Genomic DNA, 18,705 nt, shown 5'->3' with positions numbered 1-18,705 from the left:
ATGAGCACGCTGCAACGCCTGACCGACCGGGGGCTCGCGAAGCCGCCGCGATGGCTGCCGGGGAACGTCCAGTACGAGACGATCATGGGGTCCGTCGCCTACGGCGTCTCGTCCGACACGAGCGACCTGGACGTCTACGGCTGGGCGATCCCGCCCAGGGACGACGTCTTCCCGCACCTTCGCGGGGAGGTCGAGGGCTTCGGCACGCCGGGCCCGCGGTTCGAGCAGTTCCAGCAGCACCACATCCGCGACGACGATGCCCTCGGTGGCCGCGGCAGGGTCTATGACGTGACGATTTACGGGATCGTCAAGTTCTTCAACCTGGCGATGGAGAACAACCCGAACATCCTGGACAGCCTGTTCACGCCCGTCAACTGCGTCCTGCACAGCACGCGGGTCGGCAACCTCGTCCGCGAGAACCGCCGGATCTTCCTGCACCGCGGAGCGTGGCCGAAGTTCAAGGGGTATGCCTATTCTCAGTTGCACAAGATCGCGATCAAGGCGCCCCAGGGCCGTCGCGCGGAGCTCGTGCGGGAGCACGGCTACGATGTCAAGTTCGCCTATCACGTCGTCCGCCTGCTCGGCGAGGTCGAGATGATCCTGACCGAGCACGACATCGACCTCCAGCGGAACAACGAGCCGCTCAAGGCCATCCGCCGGGGCGAGTGGACCGAGGAACGCCTCCGGGTCTGGTGCGCGGAGAAGGAATCGCAGCTCGAGCGTGCGTACGCCGCGAGCACCCTGCCGGCGACGCCCGACGAGCCGAGGATCCGCCGCTTGCTGCTGGATTGCCTGGAGGAGCATTACGGTCGCCTCGAAGGATGCGTAGAGGACCCCGACCGGGCCGTGAGTGCCCTGCGGGCCATCCGGGCCGAGTTGGAGCGCGTGAGGGACATCCTGTGAACGACATCGTGACTCCCGATGCGATGCGCCGGCTGCGGGAAGCGGCCGAGGGCCATCCATTCCCGCTCCTCTTCGCGACGGTCAGCGGGGCGCATCTCTACGGTTTCCCATCGCCCGACTCGGACTACGACCTCCGGGGCTGTCACCTGCTGCCGCTCCGCGACGTCATCGGGCTCGACCCGGGACGAGAGACCGTCGAGATCGAGCGGGTGGAACAGGGCTTCGAGCTCGACATGGTCACGCACGACGCCCTCAAGTTCTTCCGGCTCCTGCTGAAGAAGAACGGCTATGTCCTGGAGCAGGTCTTCTCGCCCCTGGTCGTCGTCGCGACTCCGGAGCACGAGGAGCTGAAGGCCATCGCCGCGGGCTGCATCACGCGGCATCACAGCCATCATTACTTCGGCTTCGCCGAGACCCAGTGGAGGCTCTTCGACGGGGAGCGGCCCCGACGCGTGAAGCCGCTGCTCTACGTGTACCGCGTCCTCCTGACGGGAATCCACCTGATGCGGACCGGCGAGGTGGAGGCGAACCTGGTTCGGCTCGCGGACGAGGCAAGATTGGGGCATGTCGGCGACCTGATCGCACGGAAGCTCGCCGGTCCGGAGCGGGCGACCCTCGAGGATTCGGACGTCGAATTTCATCGTTCGGAGTACGAGCGGCTTCGCGGCGACCTGGAGTCGGCCCATAAGGCGAGCCGGCTGCCCGAGGGGCCGACGTCCAGGGCTGCGCTGGATGACCTGCTGGTGAGGATCAGGATGAAGACCGGGGAGTCATCGAGTCGTGATGGCTCCCTTTGAATCCCATCGATCGCATGCCGTAAGATGGTGCCGAAGCGGTTGCTCAAACTTCGGAGGCAACGACGATGCCCCGTCACGGATTCCTCAAGTCGATTCGCCTGGATGGCTTCCTGTCCTTTCCCCCAGGATCGGCACCCATCGACCTGGAGCCGCTCAACGTGATCATCGGACCGAATGGAGGGGGAAAATCGAACCTGATCGAGGCAATCGAGCTGCTGCACGCTGCCCCCACGGCGTTCGCGAACGCGATCCGGGATGGGGGAGGCCCGCGTGAATGGCTCTGGAAGGGAGACCCGACGCCTCAGTCGGCCGAGATCGATGTCGTCATTCACACTGATCGTTTTATTTCCGACCTCAGACATCAGCTTTCTTTCGCGGCCAGCGGAGCGAGGACCGAAATCCTCAATGAGGCCATCGAGGAGCCAAACCCACGCTATGACAATCAAGTCGACGTCTTCTTCTATTACCGCTATCAGGAGGGACGGCCGGCGCTGAATGTTCGTACGACCGAAGGAAAGCAAGAGAGACGCGCTCTCAGGCGAGAGGACCTCAAGCCGGATGAATCGGTCCTCTCGCAACGAAAGGATCCTGAATCCTATCCCGAAGTGACCTGGCTAGGCGAACAGTACAGGCTCATCCAGATCTTCAGGGAATGGAGCATCGGACGTCATGTCTCCCTGCGACAGCCTCAGCCCGCCGATCTACCTTCAAGCCCTCTCCTGGCCGATTCTCGCAATCTTGGTCTGCTCCTGAACGAGATCGAGCACAGCAACGCGGGGGCGGAATTCAATCGCCTGCTCGCTCTCTTCATGCCTCGGTATGCCCACTTCTCGACGCGAGTCCAGGGAGGGACCGTCCAGTTCTACCTTCACGAGAAGGGACTCAAAGCCCCCATCCCCGCGACGCGGCTATCCGACGGGACGATCCGATTCATGGCCATCCTGGCCTTGCTTCTCGACCCATCACCACCTCCGCTAACCTGTATCGAGGAGCCGGAGCTAGGTCTCCACCCCGACGCGGTTTCGATCCTGGCTGACCTCTTCATGGAAGCCTCGGAACGCACGCAACTGATCGTCACGACCCACTCCGACGAACTCATCTCCGGTCTGTCGGACCAACCCCAAGCTGTCCTCACGTGCGAGTACCGAAACGGCACGGTTCTCGAGAGGGTCGATCCCGAATCGCTCGCCTCCTGGCTCGAGAAGTACCGTCTCGGCGAGCTCTGGAGGATCGGTGAGCTCGGGGGGAATCCGTGACATCCATCGTCATCTACTTGGAAGGTGGGGGTGACTCTGCCAGCAGAAGGCAGAGCTGCGAATTGGTTTCGATCGCCTACTCCGAAGGCAGAAGGAAGCCGCTCGTGTTTGCCGACTCAAATGGAGGCTCGTGCCCTGCGGCGGCCGAGAGAGCGCCTACAGAGCATTCAAAGACGCTGTGTACAAGGGAGACGGGTCGACCCTGATCATCTTGCTCGTGGATTCGGAAGCCCTCTTGCCCGCCGAGCACACCTCGGCCGATTCGGAGCCGTCCGATGAGATCGAGCGTCGAGAGCGACGCAACGCCGAGGATCGCCGCGACCATCTCTTCAAGAGAGATCGTTGGGACCTGAAGGGCATCGACGTTGAAAACATCCATCTCATGGTCACCTGCATGGAAACCTGGATCGTGGCCGATCCGGCCGCCCTGTCGGAGTTCTACAAACAGGGCTTCCGCCCTGGCAAACTCCCTCAGCGTCAGAATCTGGAGGAGGAGCCGAAGCAAGATCTCTACGCAAAGCTGGCCGAAGCGACGAAGGATACCATCAAGAAGGCATATACAGAGAAGAACAACTCCAAGATCAAGCATGCCAGCAAATTGCTGGCAATGATCGATCCCGAGAAGGTCGCAGTCCGATGTCCACGCTTCAAGACCTTCACTGCCTGGCTCGACCGCCAGATCCGCGACGCGAGACTTCACTGACGATTCGGACTCGGCTCCGTTCAAGCGAGGACTCCAGGGTCGACCATGAGCGCCTACCGGCCGAGGCTGATGGAGGCAAGATCCGCGGCGGGGCGAATGGATGCCCTCTGCGAGTTCATCGAGTACTGGCTCCGGCCGGCCCGGCCGGCCCTCGGGGAGCTCGCGTCGGTGCCCGACGATCTCCGGGTTCCGATGCCCCTGCGACGCCTCTACGAGTTCGCCGGCCGCTACGATCGGTCGAACGGCGGATTCCTCGGTTTCTACCCGAACCAGGACTGGCTCAACGGCCCCGACGGCCTGACCCACGACGAATCCGGCAAGGTGGTCTTCCTCGAGGAGAGTCAACAGGTCTGGCAGTGCCGCACCCTTCCCTCCGGCGAGGACCCGCCCGTCTGGAGCTACTCTCAGAAGCCGGACCGGTTCGGCGTCTACTCCGAGGCCGAAGAGCTCGTCTCCGTGTCGCTCTCTCGCCTGCTCATCACCTACGTCCTCCAGGAGTTGGTGTTCGGATCGCTCCACCGCATGACGGACGACGCCCTGAGCACGAAGTTCTTCGGGATGCGGAACTCGGTGACGCCGGTCTGGATCGACGGGCCCTACGCCTACGGAAGCGACCAGAGCTACAGCTTCCACCTGTGGGGGCACGTCCTCGTGGCGGACATGGGTCACCGCGATTACTGGCTCGCCACCAACGACGAGGAGGGCCTGCGATTCCTCGAGGAGAACCGGGGGCCGGTGAACAGCCTTCGCCTCGGATTCGGGGGATCATGGAAGTTGGAGATCTCCGCGAGCGGGGGAGCTCACCTCGAGTATCGCCGAATGGGGCAGGCACTCCGAAGCGTGCAGGTCCCCGATGGGACCTTCGCGTTCCCCGAGCTTGTCGAGAGGTTCTCCGCCATCGCGACGAAGGACCGACAGGCAGATCGGAGTGCCAGCGTCTCCTTCGGGCGGGCTGGACATATAAGCCAGGTCGAATACCTGGCCGACGTCGCAATGGTCGAAGCCATGTTCCGGCGGGCCCTCGAGGTCTCGCGCACGGTAGTCGATGATCTCGACCGACGGTTGACGAGCGAGCTGTCGTGACGCGAGCCGCTATTCACCTCGCGATGGGCCCGCGGACTCAGCATGCCGGCAGCCCGCCCTCCAATCGCTATCCGAGATCCGGAACGGAATCAACATCCTCTCGGCCGCCGGACCGCCGGCGACATTACGGCCGCTTCCGAAGGTCGTCGGTCTTTCCGACATAGTGGATCGAGCCATCGCGATCGATGCTGTACTGGAACGCGGGCGTGATCACGATCTCCGGTACGCTCGGCTTGCGGCTCAGGACGTGATAGACGTCGGTATCCTCGGGGACGCTGTCGAGGACGTGTGAATGAACTCCGCCGACTTGTTGGTTCTTCCCGTCCGCCGGCGGTCGAACCTCGATGATCGACTTGTGGAGCTGGCGGGTCGCCTCGACCTTCGTGCCGTCGGCCGACAACCGGAATCGGAAATCGCCGCCGAGCGGCCAGACACCTTCCTCGGTCGGCGCGGGGAAGACATAGACCCACCATCGGCCCTGATCGGCGGGGAGGACGGCGACGTTGTAGGCACGCCGCGGCGGATCGAAGTGCGCGGCGAGATCCGCGAGCGCCGTGTCGATGGCCTTGCTCGCCGATCGGTAATAGCCGGTTTCCCGGACCGCCGGGAGATGCTCCTCCACGGTGAACTCGTCGGGCTTCGCGCCGGGCTTTGCCTCATAGGCGATCAGGAATGTCTTGCCCTGGCCGTCGAGCCTGCCGAAGGCGACGGTCCAGCCCTTATCGGACTTGCGGGCGATGTAGCGCGCCACGCTCCCCTCCCGAGGATGCGCCTTCTCGAGGGCATCCGACGCATGCCACGCCGCGGCGTCGTAGCCGGCGAGGTCGCGGCCCCGCGCGGTGATCGCGGCGAGATCCTCCTTGCTCGGCGGCTCCCTGCGATCAGGCGGCCCGAGGGAAAGCGAGGCGACGGACGCGGCGAAGACCATGTTCGCGATCATGGGAACCTCGAATTTCCAATATCTTGATGCGAAGTATATCGATCCGCGGGCTCGATCGCAGCGAACGCCCGGATCGTCGGCCCATCATACACGGATCGGGCACGCGGCCGGGAAAGGTCCCGACGGGAGAGCTTGCCTCACGGCCCGCCCGATCGTCGGACGGAGCGAGCTCCTCCACGAGCCTGCCTCGGAGCATTCGCCGCCAACCGGTCTCAACGCTTCGTCTCCTTGCGTGGCCCGGCCGGGCGAGGGAGCCGCTGGAAGGCCTCCTCGATCTGGTGGAAGTCGACGGGCTTGGTGAGGTGGAGATCGATCCCGGCCCGCTTCGCCTGCCGCTTGTCCTCGTCGAGGCCGCCGCCGGTCAGCGCGACGATCAGGACGTCGCGGAGCGAGGAATCCTCGCGGAGCTGGCGGGCGACCTGGTAGCCGCTCAGGCCCGGGAGGCTGATGTCCAGGAAGACGACGTCGGGCCGGAAGGTGCGGGCCTGCTCGATGGCCTTCGGGCCGTCGAGCGCGGTCCGGATCTCATGGCCGCCAATCCGGAGCACCTTCGCCAGGACCTCGGCCATGTCGGCGTTGTCCTCCACGACGAGGATCCGCCGGGCCGTGTTGTCGACGGGCGGCAAGGCCCCCGGCGCCGGCGACGGCGCCTCGATCGTGGAACCCTCCGCCACCAGGGGGAGGCGGACGGTGAAGGTGCTCCCCATGCCCAGGCCCTGGCTCTCCGCGACGACGGTCCCCCCGTGCAGCTCCACCAGGCGCTTCACCAGCGCCAGGCCGATGCCGAGTCCCCCCTGGGAGCGGTCGAGCGTCCGGTTCACCTGGGTGAACATCGCGAAGACCTCGTCGAGCATCGTCGGCGGGATGCCGAGGCCGGTGTCCTTCACGAGGACCACGGCCTCCCGCCCGTCGCCCCGGGCCGAGAGCTCGATTTGCCCCCCCTCGGGCGTGTACTTGGCCGCGTTGGTGAGGAGGTTGGTGATGACCTGGGAGAGCCTCGTCGGGTCGGCCGAGAGGGTCACGGGCGACTCGGGCAGATCGAGCGACAGCGAGTGCCCGGCGGCCTCGATGGCCGGCCGGCTGGCCTCCACCGCCGCCTCCGCCACCGAACGGAGCGACACCCGCTCGGGACGGAGCTTGACCTTCCCGCTGGTGATCCGGGAGATCTCCAGGAGGTCGTCGATCAGGCGGACCATGTTCGCGAGCTGGCGGGCCATCATCTCTCGGGTCCGCGCCGCGAGCTCCGGATCCTGCGAGAGTCCCAGGAGGTGCAGCCCGGTCCGGATGGGGGCCAGCGGATTGCGCAGCTCGTGGGCGAGCGTGGCGAGGAACTCGTCCTTCCGACGATCGGCATCCTGGAGGGCCTCCGCGGTCCGCTTCCGCTCCGTGACGTCCTGGACGACCGCCAGCACGGACTCGACGGCCCCGGAGGGCCCGGGCTCGGGGACCAGCCGCGCGGAATAGTGACGCACGACCCGGCGGGGGGCATGGTCGAACTCGATCGCCCGGGCTCGACCCGAGGAGAAGACCACGCGGAGGGCCTCTTGCCACCGCGACCGCTCCGAGTCCGGGAGCCCGAGGTCGCCGATCGCCCGCCCGAGGTAATCTTCGCGGGGCCGCCCCAGGAGCTCCTCCGCGGCCGCGTTGACGAAGGCGACTCGCAGCCCCGGGTCGAAGCGGGCCAGGACCTCCGGCGTGCTGTCCGCCAGGCTGCGCATCTCCGCCTCACGCCTCGCCAGCGCCTCGTTGGCGCGAGTCAGCTCGGCGACCCGGCGTTCCAGCTCCTCATTCCTCTCCCGGAGGGCCTGGACGGTGCGATCCATGACGAGCTGAGGCTCCTCGGAAAGGGGAGATCCGGCCTGTCCCTTCACGGCCCGATCTCCGTTCGACGGAATCCCGACCCATGCGCGTGCACGTCGCGTGCCGGCCCTCGCTCAGCGCGAGATCGCCACGAGATCCATCCCCGCGCGCCTATCTGCAATAATGGGTCGTGACCAGGATATCCGGAAGGGGATCAGAGACCGGGAGGGGATCGTGGAGGGGCCCTGGATCTACGAACGGGAATTCGTGGTCGCGGCGGGCGATATCGACCGCCAAGGTCATGTCAACAACGTGGTCTACCTGAAATACGCCCAGGATGCCGCGGTGGCGCACTGGAAGGCGGCGGTCCCCCCGGAGAATCGGGGGGACCTCGACTGGGTGGTCCGCCGGCACGAGATCGACTATCTCCGACCGGCGCACGAGGGCGACGCCCTGGTGGCCCGGACGTGGATCGGGGACGTGGGCGCGGCCTCCATGGATCGCTTCGTCGAGATCCGGCAGGCGGCGGGCGGAGAGATCGTGGCTCGCGTGCGGACGGTCTGGGTGGCCGTCGATTCCCGGACCATGCGCCTGAGGCGGATCACGCCGGACCTCCGCACGCGGTTCCTCCGAAAGGAAGCCGACGCGGGCGAGGCCGGACCGGCCTGAGCCCGCAAGCGACGTCGATCAGGGCTTCTCTCGCTCCTTCTCGGCCTCCTTGGCGGCGGCGGCCCTCCTGGCGGCGGCGGCGTCCTTCTTCTCCTTCTCGAGCTCCGCGAGGTGACGCTTCTGGGCGGGTTTCAGCACCGCCTCGCACTCCTTCTCACGCTTGTCGCGGAGATCGTCGGCTTCCTTCTCCAGCTTCTGGATCTGGGAATAGTACTTGGCCTGGATTTTGTATATCGCCTCCTTCTGCTCGTCGCTCAGGTTGAGCTTGGAGAAGCCAGGCGGGACCCGATGCGTCGGATCCGGGGGGGCGACCTTGCCCCGGGCCTTCTCCGGCGTCGCGGGCTCGGCCTTCCCGTCGGCCTTCTTGGTCTGGGGCTTCGAGGCGCCCTCCTGGGCCACCAGGGGATAGCTTCCCGCCAGGAGCGACGTCATCATCGCGGCGCTGGCAAACGTTGCGAGCGAGCGGCGGAAGGGGAGGATCATCGATCTTGGACCTTTCTCGATGGGACGGAAGAACGGACCCAATCGGATGCAAGAACGCACAGTCCAATTTATGTCCGGCCGTGTTCGGAAACCAGTGCCTCGTCGCGCAACCGACCGGATCGGATGCGATGAGGCCCGACGTCAACAGGCCCCGCCTCCGGCCATCCAAGCTTGAGCCCGGACAGGCGAAGAATCTCCCGAGGCACGCGACACCCGCGGGAGGATCCGCGGCGCCGCCGGCCCGGGTCCTTTACCACGACCGACGGCGCCGTTACGATGACGCCCCGGATCGGATAGATTGCACGCTACGTCAAGGCTCATTTTGATTTGCGACCGACATTCACGGCCCACGAACCCACGCCAATCGCGTCCCTGCTTGGAGATGTCCGCCCATGGCCATGGATACGAAACCGCCCGCGAGCGCCGCGACTCCGACTCCGCGCGTGAAGGATCGCGACAAGGGGATCAAGATTTTCAGTTGGCCGAAGATGGTCTACATCTACCCCTCGATCTTCATCGCCCTGATCTGCGCGGCGTGGATGTACTCCCTCGGCGGGGTCATCGCCGACCCGAGCAAGACGCCGCAGCAGGTCACCACCAAGGCCCCCACCGGCGAGACCGTGGTCACCACGACCGACCTGATCCCCAAGCTTGACCGCTTCCGGACGCCCCAGAACTTGCTCGGCGTCCTCTTCCTCTCGGTCCTGATGTTCAACCTGCTGGTCATGGCCCTGGACTTCCCGCGGTTCGAGCTCATAGGCGTGATCCTGGCGATCCTCTTCGCGCTCTTCTTCACGCTCTGGCTGGGGGCGTATTTCCACTGGGACCTGATGAAGCCGATCCACGCCCTCTTCGAATCGATCTACGTCGTGGCCAACGCGGGGTTCTACTTCACCTTCGCGATCCTCGTCTTCCTCTTGCTCCTGGTCGTGTGGGCCACGCGGTGGCTCGACTACTGGGAGGTCCTCCCCAACGAGATCCTCCACCACCACGGCCCGCTCAGCGACCTCGAGCGATTCCCCACCATGAACCTGAAGTTCGACAAGGAGATCCCCGACGTGCTCGAGCACGCCCTGCTCGGCTCGGGGCGGCTGGTCCTGCACATCCCCAACGTGGAGAAGGCGCTGGTGATGGACAACGTGCTGTTCATCAATTCCAAGGAAGAGGCGCTGAAGCGATTGATGAGCCGCCTGGAGGTCCGGATCACGACCGATCAGGAGGTCGGCGACACGGTCGGGTGAGCGGGCGGGTCGAGATGTCGGCCACCTCAGGAGCGTCGGCTCGCGGCCTCGCCCCCGTCATGAGGGGCGAGGTCCAGGGCCGGCATATTCAGGTGGGGCTTCAGGAGCGGCCCGACATTGGGGGGGGGCGTCGTCGGCACCGGCGTGGCGACGCCGACATCGTCCTGAACCCGTTCCAGCTCCTCGAGGATGGGGCCGGCGAGGGCCCCCTCGATGTCGACCAGCCGCCGGGCGATGTAGGCCCCGTCGAGCACGCGATGATCGTAGATGAGCTTCACCACGACCTTCCCCGTCGTCCGATCGATCGGCCCGAATGTCAGCGTCGTCGTCAGCGGGGAAATCGGGTGCATGTTCTCTGCACCCAGGTTCCCATAGGTGGAAAGCCCGAACGTGCCGAATCGCTTGCACCGCTTGTAGCCCGAGGTATTGAGCGTGACCCACCAGAAGGCGCGGCGCACCGGCGTGGGCACGCGGCTGAAGCGTAAGGCCTGGCGATAGAAACCGATCCGCTCCAGGGGCTCATTCTTGTACCAGGCCAGCGCATCCGCGATCTGGACGAGGCTCTGCCGCTCCGGAGCCCGGAAGATGCCCACGAAGACCCCTTCTTCCCCCTGATAGACCCGCTCGATGGCGAGCGCACAGTTCATCCACGGGTGCTCGTAGAGCCGGGGCCAGGGGAACTCCAGGTAGGAACGTCGGAGCGGCGGGTTGTCGGCACCGACCAGGGCGTACGCCTTCATGAAGAGGCAGGCCCACGACGGCCGCCGCGGATGCCGGGATCTTGGCCCCATCAGCGCGGAGACGTCGAACGTCCGGCTGACCGGGGCCGAGGGGACCTTGTGCGCGAAGTGCACCAGGTCGCCGATGAACCGTCGCGGACCGGCGAGCGGAAGATATCGCCCCTTCGGCTCTTGCATCCATGCGCCTCGCAGAGTGACGACCCGGGTTCCAGGGCGATCCGCGGCCGGGCCGTCCTGGCTCGCCGCCGACCGTCCCTTCCCGTCGGACGGAAGATTACCCCAAAGGAGATCAACGGGGAAGGCGAACGTCCTCATCCGCCGCCAGAGTCGCGAATTGGGTTCGATCGTCTCGCGTCTTCTCCGGCGATTTCGACCCAAGACGACATCCTAAAACACTTTAAGTCCATTTCTCAAATTGGCTTTGCCCCCCCATTTTCTTCGAATTCCGCCGGCCCGCGTCCTCCGCGCGGGCCGGTGCGTTCCTCACCGAGACCGAATTGTCAAGGAGCCTACCGAGGTTCCCGCGCGCACGGCGCGCAAGAATCCCTCCCTATTCAATACAGTCCCGGAGAGCCCGATCCCAGTTTCACCAAAATGGAGAAAATCGGCGGGCGTGCCCCTACAATCGCGCGGCGGCAGGCGGTACACCGGACAGGCTCCTCCTCCATGAGGCTCCTCTTCTCGTCGATCCACTGCCTCCTCGACCCCTCCAGCGGCGCGGCGATCGCCACCCGTGAGTTGGTGGAGTTGCTCTCCGGCCGCGGGTCCGAATGTCGGGCGTTCACGGCCGGGGTGCTCGACTATGAGGAGGAGACGTCCCTGGACCAGGCCCTCGGCACGCTCGGGCTGCCGGCGGCTCGGTTCGCGGCGGACCTGGGCGGGGGACGCGCGGTGGAGGTCATCGACGTGGAGGCGGGGCGCGTCAGGTGCACGATCCTGGCCACCCGGTCGAGCCGCGCGGAGCGATCGCCGGACCGGGAGGAATCGGCGAGCTTCCTCGAGCTGGCCACGCAGGTCCTCGACCGCTTCCGGCCCGACGCCCTGCTCACCTACGGCGGCCACCCCTGCGAGCCTCGAGCTGATGCGGCGGGCGAGGGCCCGCGGCATCCGGGTTTCGTGCCCGGCTCGATCACGATCATGCGCGGTCGCCGGTCGCGACCGAGGCCACGGGCGCCGGCGCGACCACTGTAACCGAAGACCATCGCCTCGAGGACGGCCTGTGGCTCTCGCCGACCGACGATCGCGGCGAGCCGGGGGGCCGCTACGGACTGGCCCCGGGCTATACACTGGCCAACCACTTGCAACTGGTCGACATCGCCGCCCGGCTCGAGCGAGCCGGCAAGGCATCCTTGCGCGGGAAGCGGCCTCGATCTTCGTCCGCCTGGGCCTGGACGAATCGCACTGGCGGGACATGCTCGAGGCGCTGGGCCGCCCGCGGCCGCCTCGCCGGCCGGCCTTCGCGGCGCCCCGCCTTGCGCCCTTCGCACCCGGCTCAAATGAGCCTCGCGGCCGGCACCTGATCGCCCCATCGCTGAGTCCTCTCCCACAAGCCGCGGCCATCAGGCCGCCGGCCCGGGGGCCAGACGCCCCGGTCCTCGTCCGATCCCTCCCCGCCGTCCGCCGCCGGCTCCCAGCCGCTCCACACCCGCCCGTTCCCCCGCGTCGTCCGCCCCTCGTTCCTCCTGGATACCTGGCCTGTGCCCTGCAGCCTGCGATCCCCGGCCTGCGATGCCCTTCTTCGATCGGGAACGATCCCGTTGATTGCCAGTTGTCCCGGCTGGAAATTCCCTTGCACAGGATACTTGCAGCCGAACTCCGTGGCATTCGTCAGGACCCACTTGACGAAATTCATACTAGTCATGTAGATTTAGTCTGAATTCAACAAGCTTCCCATCTCGCGAGCCTGATTGTCGCCACCTTGATTTCCAAAACCCATGACACAGTGAACCTTACGTCGCGAAAGCAAAAGACACACGTCATAGGATTCTGATATTCATTCGTCCCATCACATCGTTTGATTTGTTTGTGAGGGATGTCTCTCGAGGGTGGGAACTTTCGCACGGAGCGACCTGATGACCGATGAAGGGCGCGAGACGAACCGGGCTTGCCTCACGACAGGCGCCACCGCACGGATTGGGCTCATCGTTTCGTTGCTCGTCCTCGGTGTGCCTGTTTACGGCCAGGTGAAGGTCGCGGGGCGAGATCAGGGATTCGTCCCGTACAGCGAAGAGCCGATCAGGTATCTCAACGACCGGGTGGACGACCCGGTGGCCAGGCTCCAGGAGCGGATCGATCGCGGTCAGGCGTCGCTTCGGCACGACGACCGGCATGGATATCTGGAATCGGTCCTGAAGCTCCTGGACGTGCCCGCATCCTCGCAGACGCTGGTCTTTTCCAAGACGAGTTTCCAGTACCGGAAGATCGCACCGGCATCGCCCCGGGCCCTCTACTTCAATGACAACGTCTACGTGGGCTGGGTCCGCGACGGGCATTCGCTGGAGATCGCGTCGTTCGACGCGAACCAGGGGGCGATCTTCTACCTCCTGGATCAGGCCCGGAGCGACCAGCCGGCGTTCGTGCGGGCCGCGTTGGACTGCACGCAGTGCCACGTCGCCGCCGGCACTCGGGGCGTGCCCGGGGTGCTGGTCCGGTCGATCTTCGCCCGGCCTTCGGGCTCGCAGGCGACGGGCTCCGAGTCGTTCATCACGGGGCACGAGAGCCCGCTCCGGGAGCGATTCGGCGGTTGGTACGTCACCGGGACCCACGGCGGCCGCGAGCACATGGGGAACGCCTTCGTCCGGGATCCGAGCAAGCCGGAGGAGCTGGACCGCCGCGCCGGTGCCAACGTCGTGGACCTGTCGGGCCGCTTCGACGCGACGCCCTACCTGTCGGGCCACAGCGACATCGTGGCGCATCTCGTCCTCGCCCATCAGACTCAGATGCACAACCTGATCACGTTGACGAATTTTCAGACCCGCCTGGCGCTGCACGCCCATGCCAGGTCGGGGGCACGACCGGACGCCCCGCTGTCGTCCTCGCTCCGCGAGCAATTCGAGAAGCCCGCCGAGGAGCTCGTCCGATATCTGCTGTTCGCCGACGAGGTCACGCTGGACGCCCCCGTCACGGGCACCACGACGTTCGCTCGCGAGTTCGCCTCGCGAGGGCCGCGCGACGCCAAGGGGCGCTCACTCCGCGAGTTCGACCTCGATCGCCGGCTCTTCCGCTATCCGTGCAGTTATCTCATCTACTCCGACGCGTTCGATGCCCTCCCCTCGCTCGCCAGGGATCACGTCTACCGGCGGCTCCTCGACGTGCTGACGGGGGGTCCTCAGGCGGGCCGCGGGTTCGACAGGCTCTCGGCCGCGGATCGCCGGGCGATCCTGGAGATCCTGGCTGCCACCAAGTCCAACCTCCCGGAGGCGTGGAAACAGGCGGCCAGCGAGACCGCCGCCTCTCCGGGACCGAATCGCTCCGGCGGGCCGTCGCAGACGGCCGCCCGTAGTTCCCCTTATCCCTGTCCCTGCCCCTGAGGCCTGGGGCCCCGAAGTACCCATGGCCCGCGGCCGCCCCGCGGGCCCGGGGGCGCAGACCCTCCCCTGCGCCCCCACCTCCATCCGACCTGGTATCGGCCCCGCGAAGGGCCCGAGCGATCGCCGTCCGGGCTGAAGCAGGCCCGACGGCCCGACTGACGCCTTCAACCAAAGGAACGACGCATGAGACGACTGATCGCAATTGCCTCATTGGCCCTGGTCGCGACCCCCGTCGCGATGGCCGGCACCTTGGACGGCCGGTGGGACGCCACGGTGAAGATCCAGGGGAATGAGATCCCGTTCCGCATCGACTTCTCCGGCGAAGGCCAGGATTTCGTCGCCACCCTGTTCGACGGCGACCTGAAGGTGACTTCAACGTCCGGCCGGCTCGAGCGCGAGGACCTCGTCGCGGACTTCGGCCATTACCTGACTCGGGTGAAGGCGCACCTGAAGGACGGCCGGCTCGAGGGCCGAGTGGAGGGTCGGTTCGAGCGCGATAAGTACATCGCCCCTTACGAATTCCACGCCCATCGCCACGTCGATGCGCCCGCGTCATCCGGGAAAGTGCCGGAGATTGGCGGGCACTGGGTGATCCCGATCAAGAGCCCCAAGGGCGAGACGTCCTGGCGGTTCATCGTCCGCCAGAACGGCCCCGAGGTGGCGGCGTCGATTCTCCGAGTTGACGGCGACACGGGGACGCTCTCCGGCTCGTACCACGACGGCAAGTTCGTCGTCAGCCATTTCTCGGGCTCGCGGCCGCTACTCCTGGAGATCACCCCGCGCGGGGACGGCACCCTCTCCATTTCTCCCCGTGGCGCCTTCACGGCGAAGGACGCGTTGGTGGCGTACCGACCGGAGGCGGCCAACGCCAAGGGGCTGCCCAAGCCGGCGGACTTCAATTCGCACACGACCATCAAGGACCCGAACGCCGTCTTCTCGTTCCGCTTCCCCGACCTGGATGGCAAGGTCGTCTCGAATTCCGACTCTCGGTTCCAGGACAAGGTGATCGTCGCCGTGGTGACGGGGACCTGGTGCCCGAACTGCCACGACGAGGCCCAGTACCTCGTGCAGCTCCATCGCAAGTACCGAGACCGGGGCCTGGAGGTCGTGGCGCTGGACTTCGAGGAGCCTGAGCAGCAGGAGGACGGCCTCACGCGGGCCCGGGCCTTCATCAAGAAGTATGGCGTCGAATACCCCTATCTGGTCGCCGGCGCCCCGGTCGAGATGTGGGAGAAGGTGCCCCAGGCCAACAACCTGAACTCGTGGCCGACGACCCTCTTCATCGGCCGCGACGGCAAGGTGAAGAGCATCCACGCGGGCTTCGCGAGCCCGGCGAGCGGCGAATACCACAGGCAGCTCAAGGAGGAGTTCGCGGCGACCGTGGAGCGGCTCCTGGACGAAGGGAAGACGGCCTCACGCTGAGGATCCAGGGCCGGGCGGCCCGCCGGGCCGCCCGGCCTGCTACCGAGGGGCTTGCGGCCCCCATCTCATGAAAGGATCGATGCCCGATGAGACCCGCCGGACTTGCACGAGCCGCCCTCGCGATCGCCACGCTCCTCGTCGCCGGTTGCGGCGAAAGCGAGCGACCGATCGGCGGGAGATCCACGGTCCTCAATGACAAGGCGACCCTATCCAACCCCCTGAACGTCGTCGGCAAGGGCAAACCGCGATTGACCGACCGCCGGTCGCCCGACTCCCAGCGCACCGGCCGCTGACGGCCGCCCGGCCTTGAGGGCGAGGCCGGCCCCCACCTGCACCGTGCACATTGACCCGAACCCACTCCGACCGCGATCGGTCGGCCAATCCCCCATGAGGTCGAACATGTCCACGCGGAATCCGAGGCGCGGCTTCACGCTGATCGAGTTGCTGGTCGTGATCGCGATCATCGCCGTCCTGATCGCCCTGCTCCTGCCCGCGGTGCAGTCGGCCCGCGAGGCGGCCCGACGCGCCCAATGCACCAACAACCTCAAGCAACTCGGCCTGGCGGTGCACAACTACATCCAGGCGACCAACGTCTTCCCGCTCGGCAGCTACCAGAAGCCCCAGTTCATCACCCCGTGCGGGACGACCCACGAGCAGGGCTTCTTCGTGGGCCTCTCGCCCTATTTCGAGCAGTCGCAGGTGTTCAACGCCTATAATTCGTCCGCGAATATTTATGACTTCTCGAATGTGACCGTCCACGGCATCGGCATGAGCGCACTCTGGTGCCCGAGCGACGCGAAGGTCTCCGAGATCCGGGACCTGTCGCCCTACATTTCGGCGGCGATTGGGGTGAATCCGCCGCCGATCCAGCGGATGTCGTACAACAGCTACAAGGGGAATTCCGGCACCTGGTTCTCGCCCGGCATGTCCGACTACCCGACCGACTCCACGTTCGGGGCGGCGCTCGGGCAGGCCAATGGCCTGATCTACTACTACAGCCGGAACACGATCGCCTCGGTCACCGACGGGACGAGCAATACGCTTCTCATCGCCGAGAGCGCCTACGGAAAGCTCGCGGGCCAGGATGCCATCTTCTTCGGCTGGTGGACGTCCGGGAATTACGGCGACACGATGTTCACCACGCTCTACCCGATCAACCCCCAGTCGAAGCTCGGCGGCGACCCGAACACGACGGTCGTCTCGATCGACACCTTCGAATCGGCCGCGTCCAGCTTCCACCCCGGTGGCATCAACGCGGCCTTCGCCGACGGCTCGGTCAGGTTCATCAAGGACTCGATCAACACGATGCCGTTCGACCAGGCCACGGGCATCCCGACCGGCCTCACGGCCACCGGCAACGGGAGCTGCCCCGGATCGGCGCCCCTCTACTCGTTCAAGGCCGGGAGCCGGCTCGGCGTCTGGCAGGCGCTCTCCACCAGGGCCGGCGGCGAGGTCATCAGCGCGGACGCACTCTGAACCGACCCGCCCGGAGGCCGCCCGGCGATGCCGGTCCGGGTCTGCTGCCATCGATCCGGTTCGCGGGCTGGAGGCCCCGTCCCCCGATCGTGCGGGGAACGTCCAGGAGAGTGGGACGAGTCCTGACGCCGGGGGGCGGGGCCCCCAGCCCGCGAACCGACGCGACGGATCGGGCCATCAACGCGAGGCGATTCGTCGCTCGCACAGGTTGCATCTCAGAAGACGCGGGCTTGAAACGACGTCCCGGACGATTGCCGGGAAGAGGGAGATGGACGATGCGAAGGTTCTCTACGACTGCCAGCGGCCATGGCGCAAAGAGGAGGGCTCGCAGCGCCGGGCGAATCCTCTCCGCGGTCCTATCCCTGGCGATACCCGCCGGGGGTGCGATCGCCGGGGACGACAATCAACTTGACGCCGACGCCGCGCGGATCCACAGGAAAGTGCTCGTGATCGACGGGCACGTCGACATCCCGCTCGACTACGGGGCCGGCAAGCATGCGCCGGATGTCGACGGCGACACGCAGGTCGACCTGCCGAAGCTCGAGCGGGGTGGAGTCGACGCGGCCGTCTTCTCCGTCTTCGCCAAGCAGCGAAGGCGTACCCCCGAGGGGCTCGCGCGGGCGAAGGCTGATGCCGAGGTCAAGCTGAAGGCGATCAACGAGATCGCCGCGAAGCATCCCGATCGAGCCGGTATTGCGCTGACGGCCGAGGACGTGGGACGGCTGCATGAGCAAGGCAAGGTCGCGGTCATCGTCGGCTTCCTGAACGGCCAGCCGATCGGCGCGGACCTCTCGCAGATCGACCGCCTTTATCGAGCCGGCGTCCGGACCTTCGGCTTCGTGCACGCCGGCAACAATGACCTGGCGGATTCCTCGCGGCCGCTGGGCGACGACCGGCCGAACGAGCACGGGGGGCTCTCGCCCCTCGGACGGCAGGCCGTGGAGCGACTCAACGAGTTGGGGGTCATCATCGACGTCTCTCAACTCACACGCGACGCAGTCCTCCAGACCGCGAAGCTCTCCCGCGCGCCCGTCATCGCTTCCCATTCCGCGGTCCGGGCCCTGGTCGATTCGCCCAGGAACCTGACGGACGCGGAACTGGACGCGATCAAGTCGACGCGTGGAGTCGTTCATATCGTGGCCTTCGACTATTACCTGAAATCGCCCCGGTCGGGGGCGGACGCCGAGATCAAGCGCGTCCTGGCGAAGTACACGGCCGACGCACGCGACCTGACGGAGGCCCAGGAAGAGGCATACCACAAGGAAATCTACGCGGCATTGCCGAAGGAGGCCACGGTCGCCCACCTGGTCGACGCGATCGACTACGCCGTCAAGCGGATCGGCATCGATCACGTCGGGATCAGTTCGGACTTCAACCACGGCGGCGGCGTGATCGGCTGGAATAGCGAGGCGGAGGCCGCGAACGTCACGCGCGAGCTCGTCCGTCGCGGATACGGCGAGGAGCAAATCGCCAAGCTCTGGGGCGGCAATTTCCTCCGCGTCTTCCGAGACGTCGAGTCCGTGGCCCGGCGCTCGCGCACCGCCGATGCGCAAATTCCTAGACGTTGAGCCGGATCGGGACGAAGGTGCCGCGTCCGGGGCGGCACCGATCCCGTGCCACCTCGCATGAGGGGAGACAGCGGAGAGGTTCTCCGTCCCCTGA

The 18,705-nt window shown here is 66.3% G+C and carries 17 protein-coding genes; 13 read left to right on the top strand and 4 right to left on the bottom strand.

Annotated elements, in window-relative coordinates:
- From G6O54_RS12510 to G6O54_RS12490, 5 genes are all read left to right on the top strand, one after another.
- Complete coding sequence (locus tag G6O54_RS12510) at positions 1-903, top strand: nucleotidyltransferase domain-containing protein (protein WP_165225569.1); 903 nt, start codon at positions 1-3, stop codon at positions 901-903.
- Positions 904-926: 23 nt separating this feature from the next.
- Positions 927-1,700 carry a nucleotidyltransferase domain-containing protein gene (locus G6O54_RS12505; protein WP_165225716.1) on the top strand — a complete coding sequence of 258 codons (774 nt, stop codon included), beginning with the start codon at positions 927-929 and terminating at the stop codon, positions 1,698-1,700.
- A gap of 65 nt (positions 1,701-1,765) precedes the next feature.
- Positions 1,766-2,956 (top strand): AAA family ATPase, encoded by a 1,191-nt coding sequence (locus G6O54_RS12500; RefSeq protein WP_165225566.1) that lies wholly within the window; start codon positions 1,766-1,768, stop codon positions 2,954-2,956.
- Positions 2,957-3,086: 130 nt separating this feature from the next.
- Positions 3,087-3,659 carry a DUF4276 family protein gene (locus G6O54_RS12495; protein WP_369432138.1) on the top strand — a complete coding sequence of 191 codons (573 nt, stop codon included), beginning with the start codon at positions 3,087-3,089 and terminating at the stop codon, positions 3,657-3,659.
- A 45-nt stretch (positions 3,660-3,704) separates the two neighbouring features.
- On the top strand, positions 3,705-4,742 hold the full coding sequence (locus G6O54_RS12490) for a hypothetical protein (RefSeq protein WP_165225560.1): 1,038 nt from the start codon (positions 3,705-3,707) through the stop codon (positions 4,740-4,742).
- Positions 4,743-4,866: 124 nt separating this feature from the next.
- Here G6O54_RS12490 and G6O54_RS12485 read toward each other — a convergent pair whose 3' ends face one another.
- Together G6O54_RS12485 and G6O54_RS12480 are read right to left on the bottom strand one after the other, a co-directional pair.
- Positions 4,867-5,682 (bottom strand): hypothetical protein, encoded by an 816-nt coding sequence (locus G6O54_RS12485; RefSeq protein ID WP_165225557.1) that lies wholly within the window; start codon positions 5,680-5,682, stop codon positions 4,867-4,869.
- Positions 5,683-5,894: 212 nt separating this feature from the next.
- A complete protein-coding gene (locus tag G6O54_RS12480) occupies positions 5,895-7,505 on the bottom strand; it encodes a hybrid sensor histidine kinase/response regulator (protein ID WP_165225554.1) in 1,611 nt (536 codons plus the stop codon).
- Between the two features lie 211 nt (positions 7,506-7,716).
- Between G6O54_RS12480 and G6O54_RS12475 the strand changes: the two genes are divergently transcribed.
- The gene (locus G6O54_RS12475) at positions 7,717-8,151 is read left to right on the top strand and encodes an acyl-CoA thioesterase (protein WP_205678752.1); all 435 of its coding nucleotides are present in this window, start codon (positions 7,717-7,719) and stop codon (positions 8,149-8,151) included.
- A gap of 18 nt (positions 8,152-8,169) precedes the next feature.
- On the opposite strand, the gene G6O54_RS12470 is transcribed toward G6O54_RS12475, so the two are convergent.
- Complete coding sequence (locus G6O54_RS12470) at positions 8,170-8,634, bottom strand: DNA topoisomerase IV subunit A family protein (RefSeq protein ID WP_165225548.1); 465 nt, start codon at positions 8,632-8,634, stop codon at positions 8,170-8,172.
- A gap of 392 nt (positions 8,635-9,026) precedes the next feature.
- Here G6O54_RS12470 and G6O54_RS12465 point away from each other — a divergent pair, with 392 nt between their 5' ends.
- Complete coding sequence (locus tag G6O54_RS12465) at positions 9,027-9,875, top strand: hypothetical protein (RefSeq protein WP_250846858.1); 849 nt, start codon at positions 9,027-9,029, stop codon at positions 9,873-9,875.
- Positions 9,876-9,901: 26 nt separating this feature from the next.
- Here the strand turns inward: G6O54_RS12465 and G6O54_RS12460 are convergent, their stop codons facing one another.
- Positions 9,902-10,792, bottom strand: a complete 891-nt coding sequence (locus G6O54_RS12460; protein WP_205678751.1) for a hypothetical protein — start codon at positions 10,790-10,792, stop codon at positions 9,902-9,904.
- A 489-nt stretch (positions 10,793-11,281) separates the two neighbouring features.
- Here G6O54_RS12460 and G6O54_RS12455 point away from each other — a divergent pair, with 489 nt between their 5' ends.
- The 6 genes from G6O54_RS12455 to G6O54_RS12430 all read left to right on the top strand — a co-directional run bounded on the left by G6O54_RS12455 (position 11,282) and on the right by G6O54_RS12430 (position 18,611).
- Complete coding sequence (locus G6O54_RS12455; protein WP_165225545.1) at positions 11,282-11,806, top strand: hypothetical protein; 525 nt, start codon at positions 11,282-11,284, stop codon at positions 11,804-11,806.
- A gap of 881 nt (positions 11,807-12,687) precedes the next feature.
- Positions 12,688-14,145: a hypothetical protein gene (locus G6O54_RS12450; protein ID WP_165225542.1), complete on the top strand. Its 1,458-nt coding sequence runs from the start codon at positions 12,688-12,690 to the stop codon at positions 14,143-14,145.
- 183 nt (positions 14,146-14,328) lie between these two features.
- Complete coding sequence (locus G6O54_RS12445; RefSeq protein WP_165225537.1) at positions 14,329-15,567, top strand: TlpA family protein disulfide reductase; 1,239 nt, start codon at positions 14,329-14,331, stop codon at positions 15,565-15,567.
- An 86-nt stretch (positions 15,568-15,653) separates the two neighbouring features.
- A complete protein-coding gene (locus tag G6O54_RS12440; protein ID WP_165225533.1) occupies positions 15,654-15,860 on the top strand; it encodes a hypothetical protein in 207 nt (68 codons plus the stop codon).
- A 106-nt stretch (positions 15,861-15,966) separates the two neighbouring features.
- Positions 15,967-17,043 carry a DUF1559 domain-containing protein gene (locus G6O54_RS12435; protein ID WP_250846857.1) on the top strand — a complete coding sequence of 359 codons (1,077 nt, stop codon included), beginning with the start codon at positions 15,967-15,969 and terminating at the stop codon, positions 17,041-17,043.
- Positions 17,044-17,318: 275 nt separating this feature from the next.
- Positions 17,319-18,611: a membrane dipeptidase gene (locus tag G6O54_RS12430; RefSeq protein WP_165225528.1), complete on the top strand. Its 1,293-nt coding sequence runs from the start codon at positions 17,319-17,321 to the stop codon at positions 18,609-18,611.
- The last annotated feature ends 94 nt before the right edge of the window (positions 18,612-18,705 follow it).

The organism is Aquisphaera insulae (assembly GCF_011064615.1).
GTDB classification, from domain to species: domain Bacteria; phylum Planctomycetota; class Planctomycetia; order Isosphaerales; family Isosphaeraceae; genus Aquisphaera; species Aquisphaera insulae.
Note: the sequence above shows the minus strand (reverse complement) of the source record. Positions and strands in the feature narration are given on the sequence as shown.

Coding starts and splice junctions, on each gene's coding strand:
- G6O54_RS12510 (WP_165225569.1), top strand. CDS start 1: ATGAGCACGCTGCAACGCCTGACCGACCGGGGGCTCGCGAAGCCGCCG.
- G6O54_RS12465 (WP_250846858.1), top strand. CDS start 9,027: ATGGCCATGGATACGAAACCGCCCGCGAGCGCCGCGACTCCGACTCCG.
- G6O54_RS12450 (WP_165225542.1), top strand. CDS start 12,688: ATGACCGATGAAGGGCGCGAGACGAACCGGGCTTGCCTCACGACAGGC.
- G6O54_RS12505 (WP_165225716.1), top strand. CDS start 927: ATGCGCCGGCTGCGGGAAGCGGCCGAGGGCCATCCATTCCCGCTCCTC.
- G6O54_RS12470 (WP_165225548.1), bottom strand. CDS start 8,634: ATGATCCTCCCCTTCCGCCGCTCGCTCGCAACGTTTGCCAGCGCCGCG.
- G6O54_RS12485 (WP_165225557.1), bottom strand. CDS start 5,682: ATGATCGCGAACATGGTCTTCGCCGCGTCCGTCGCCTCGCTTTCCCTC.
- G6O54_RS12440 (WP_165225533.1), top strand. CDS start 15,654: ATGAGACCCGCCGGACTTGCACGAGCCGCCCTCGCGATCGCCACGCTC.
- G6O54_RS12455 (WP_165225545.1), top strand. CDS start 11,282: ATGAGGCTCCTCTTCTCGTCGATCCACTGCCTCCTCGACCCCTCCAGC.
- G6O54_RS12460 (WP_205678751.1), bottom strand. CDS start 10,792: ATGCAAGAGCCGAAGGGGCGATATCTTCCGCTCGCCGGTCCGCGACGG.
- G6O54_RS12435 (WP_250846857.1), top strand. CDS start 15,967: ATGTCCACGCGGAATCCGAGGCGCGGCTTCACGCTGATCGAGTTGCTG.
- G6O54_RS12445 (WP_165225537.1), top strand. CDS start 14,329: ATGAGACGACTGATCGCAATTGCCTCATTGGCCCTGGTCGCGACCCCC.
- G6O54_RS12490 (WP_165225560.1), top strand. CDS start 3,705: ATGAGCGCCTACCGGCCGAGGCTGATGGAGGCAAGATCCGCGGCGGGG.
- G6O54_RS12500 (WP_165225566.1), top strand. CDS start 1,766: ATGCCCCGTCACGGATTCCTCAAGTCGATTCGCCTGGATGGCTTCCTG.
- G6O54_RS12480 (WP_165225554.1), bottom strand. CDS start 7,505: ATGGATCGCACCGTCCAGGCCCTCCGGGAGAGGAATGAGGAGCTGGAA.
- G6O54_RS12430 (WP_165225528.1), top strand. CDS start 17,319: ATGCGAAGGTTCTCTACGACTGCCAGCGGCCATGGCGCAAAGAGGAGG.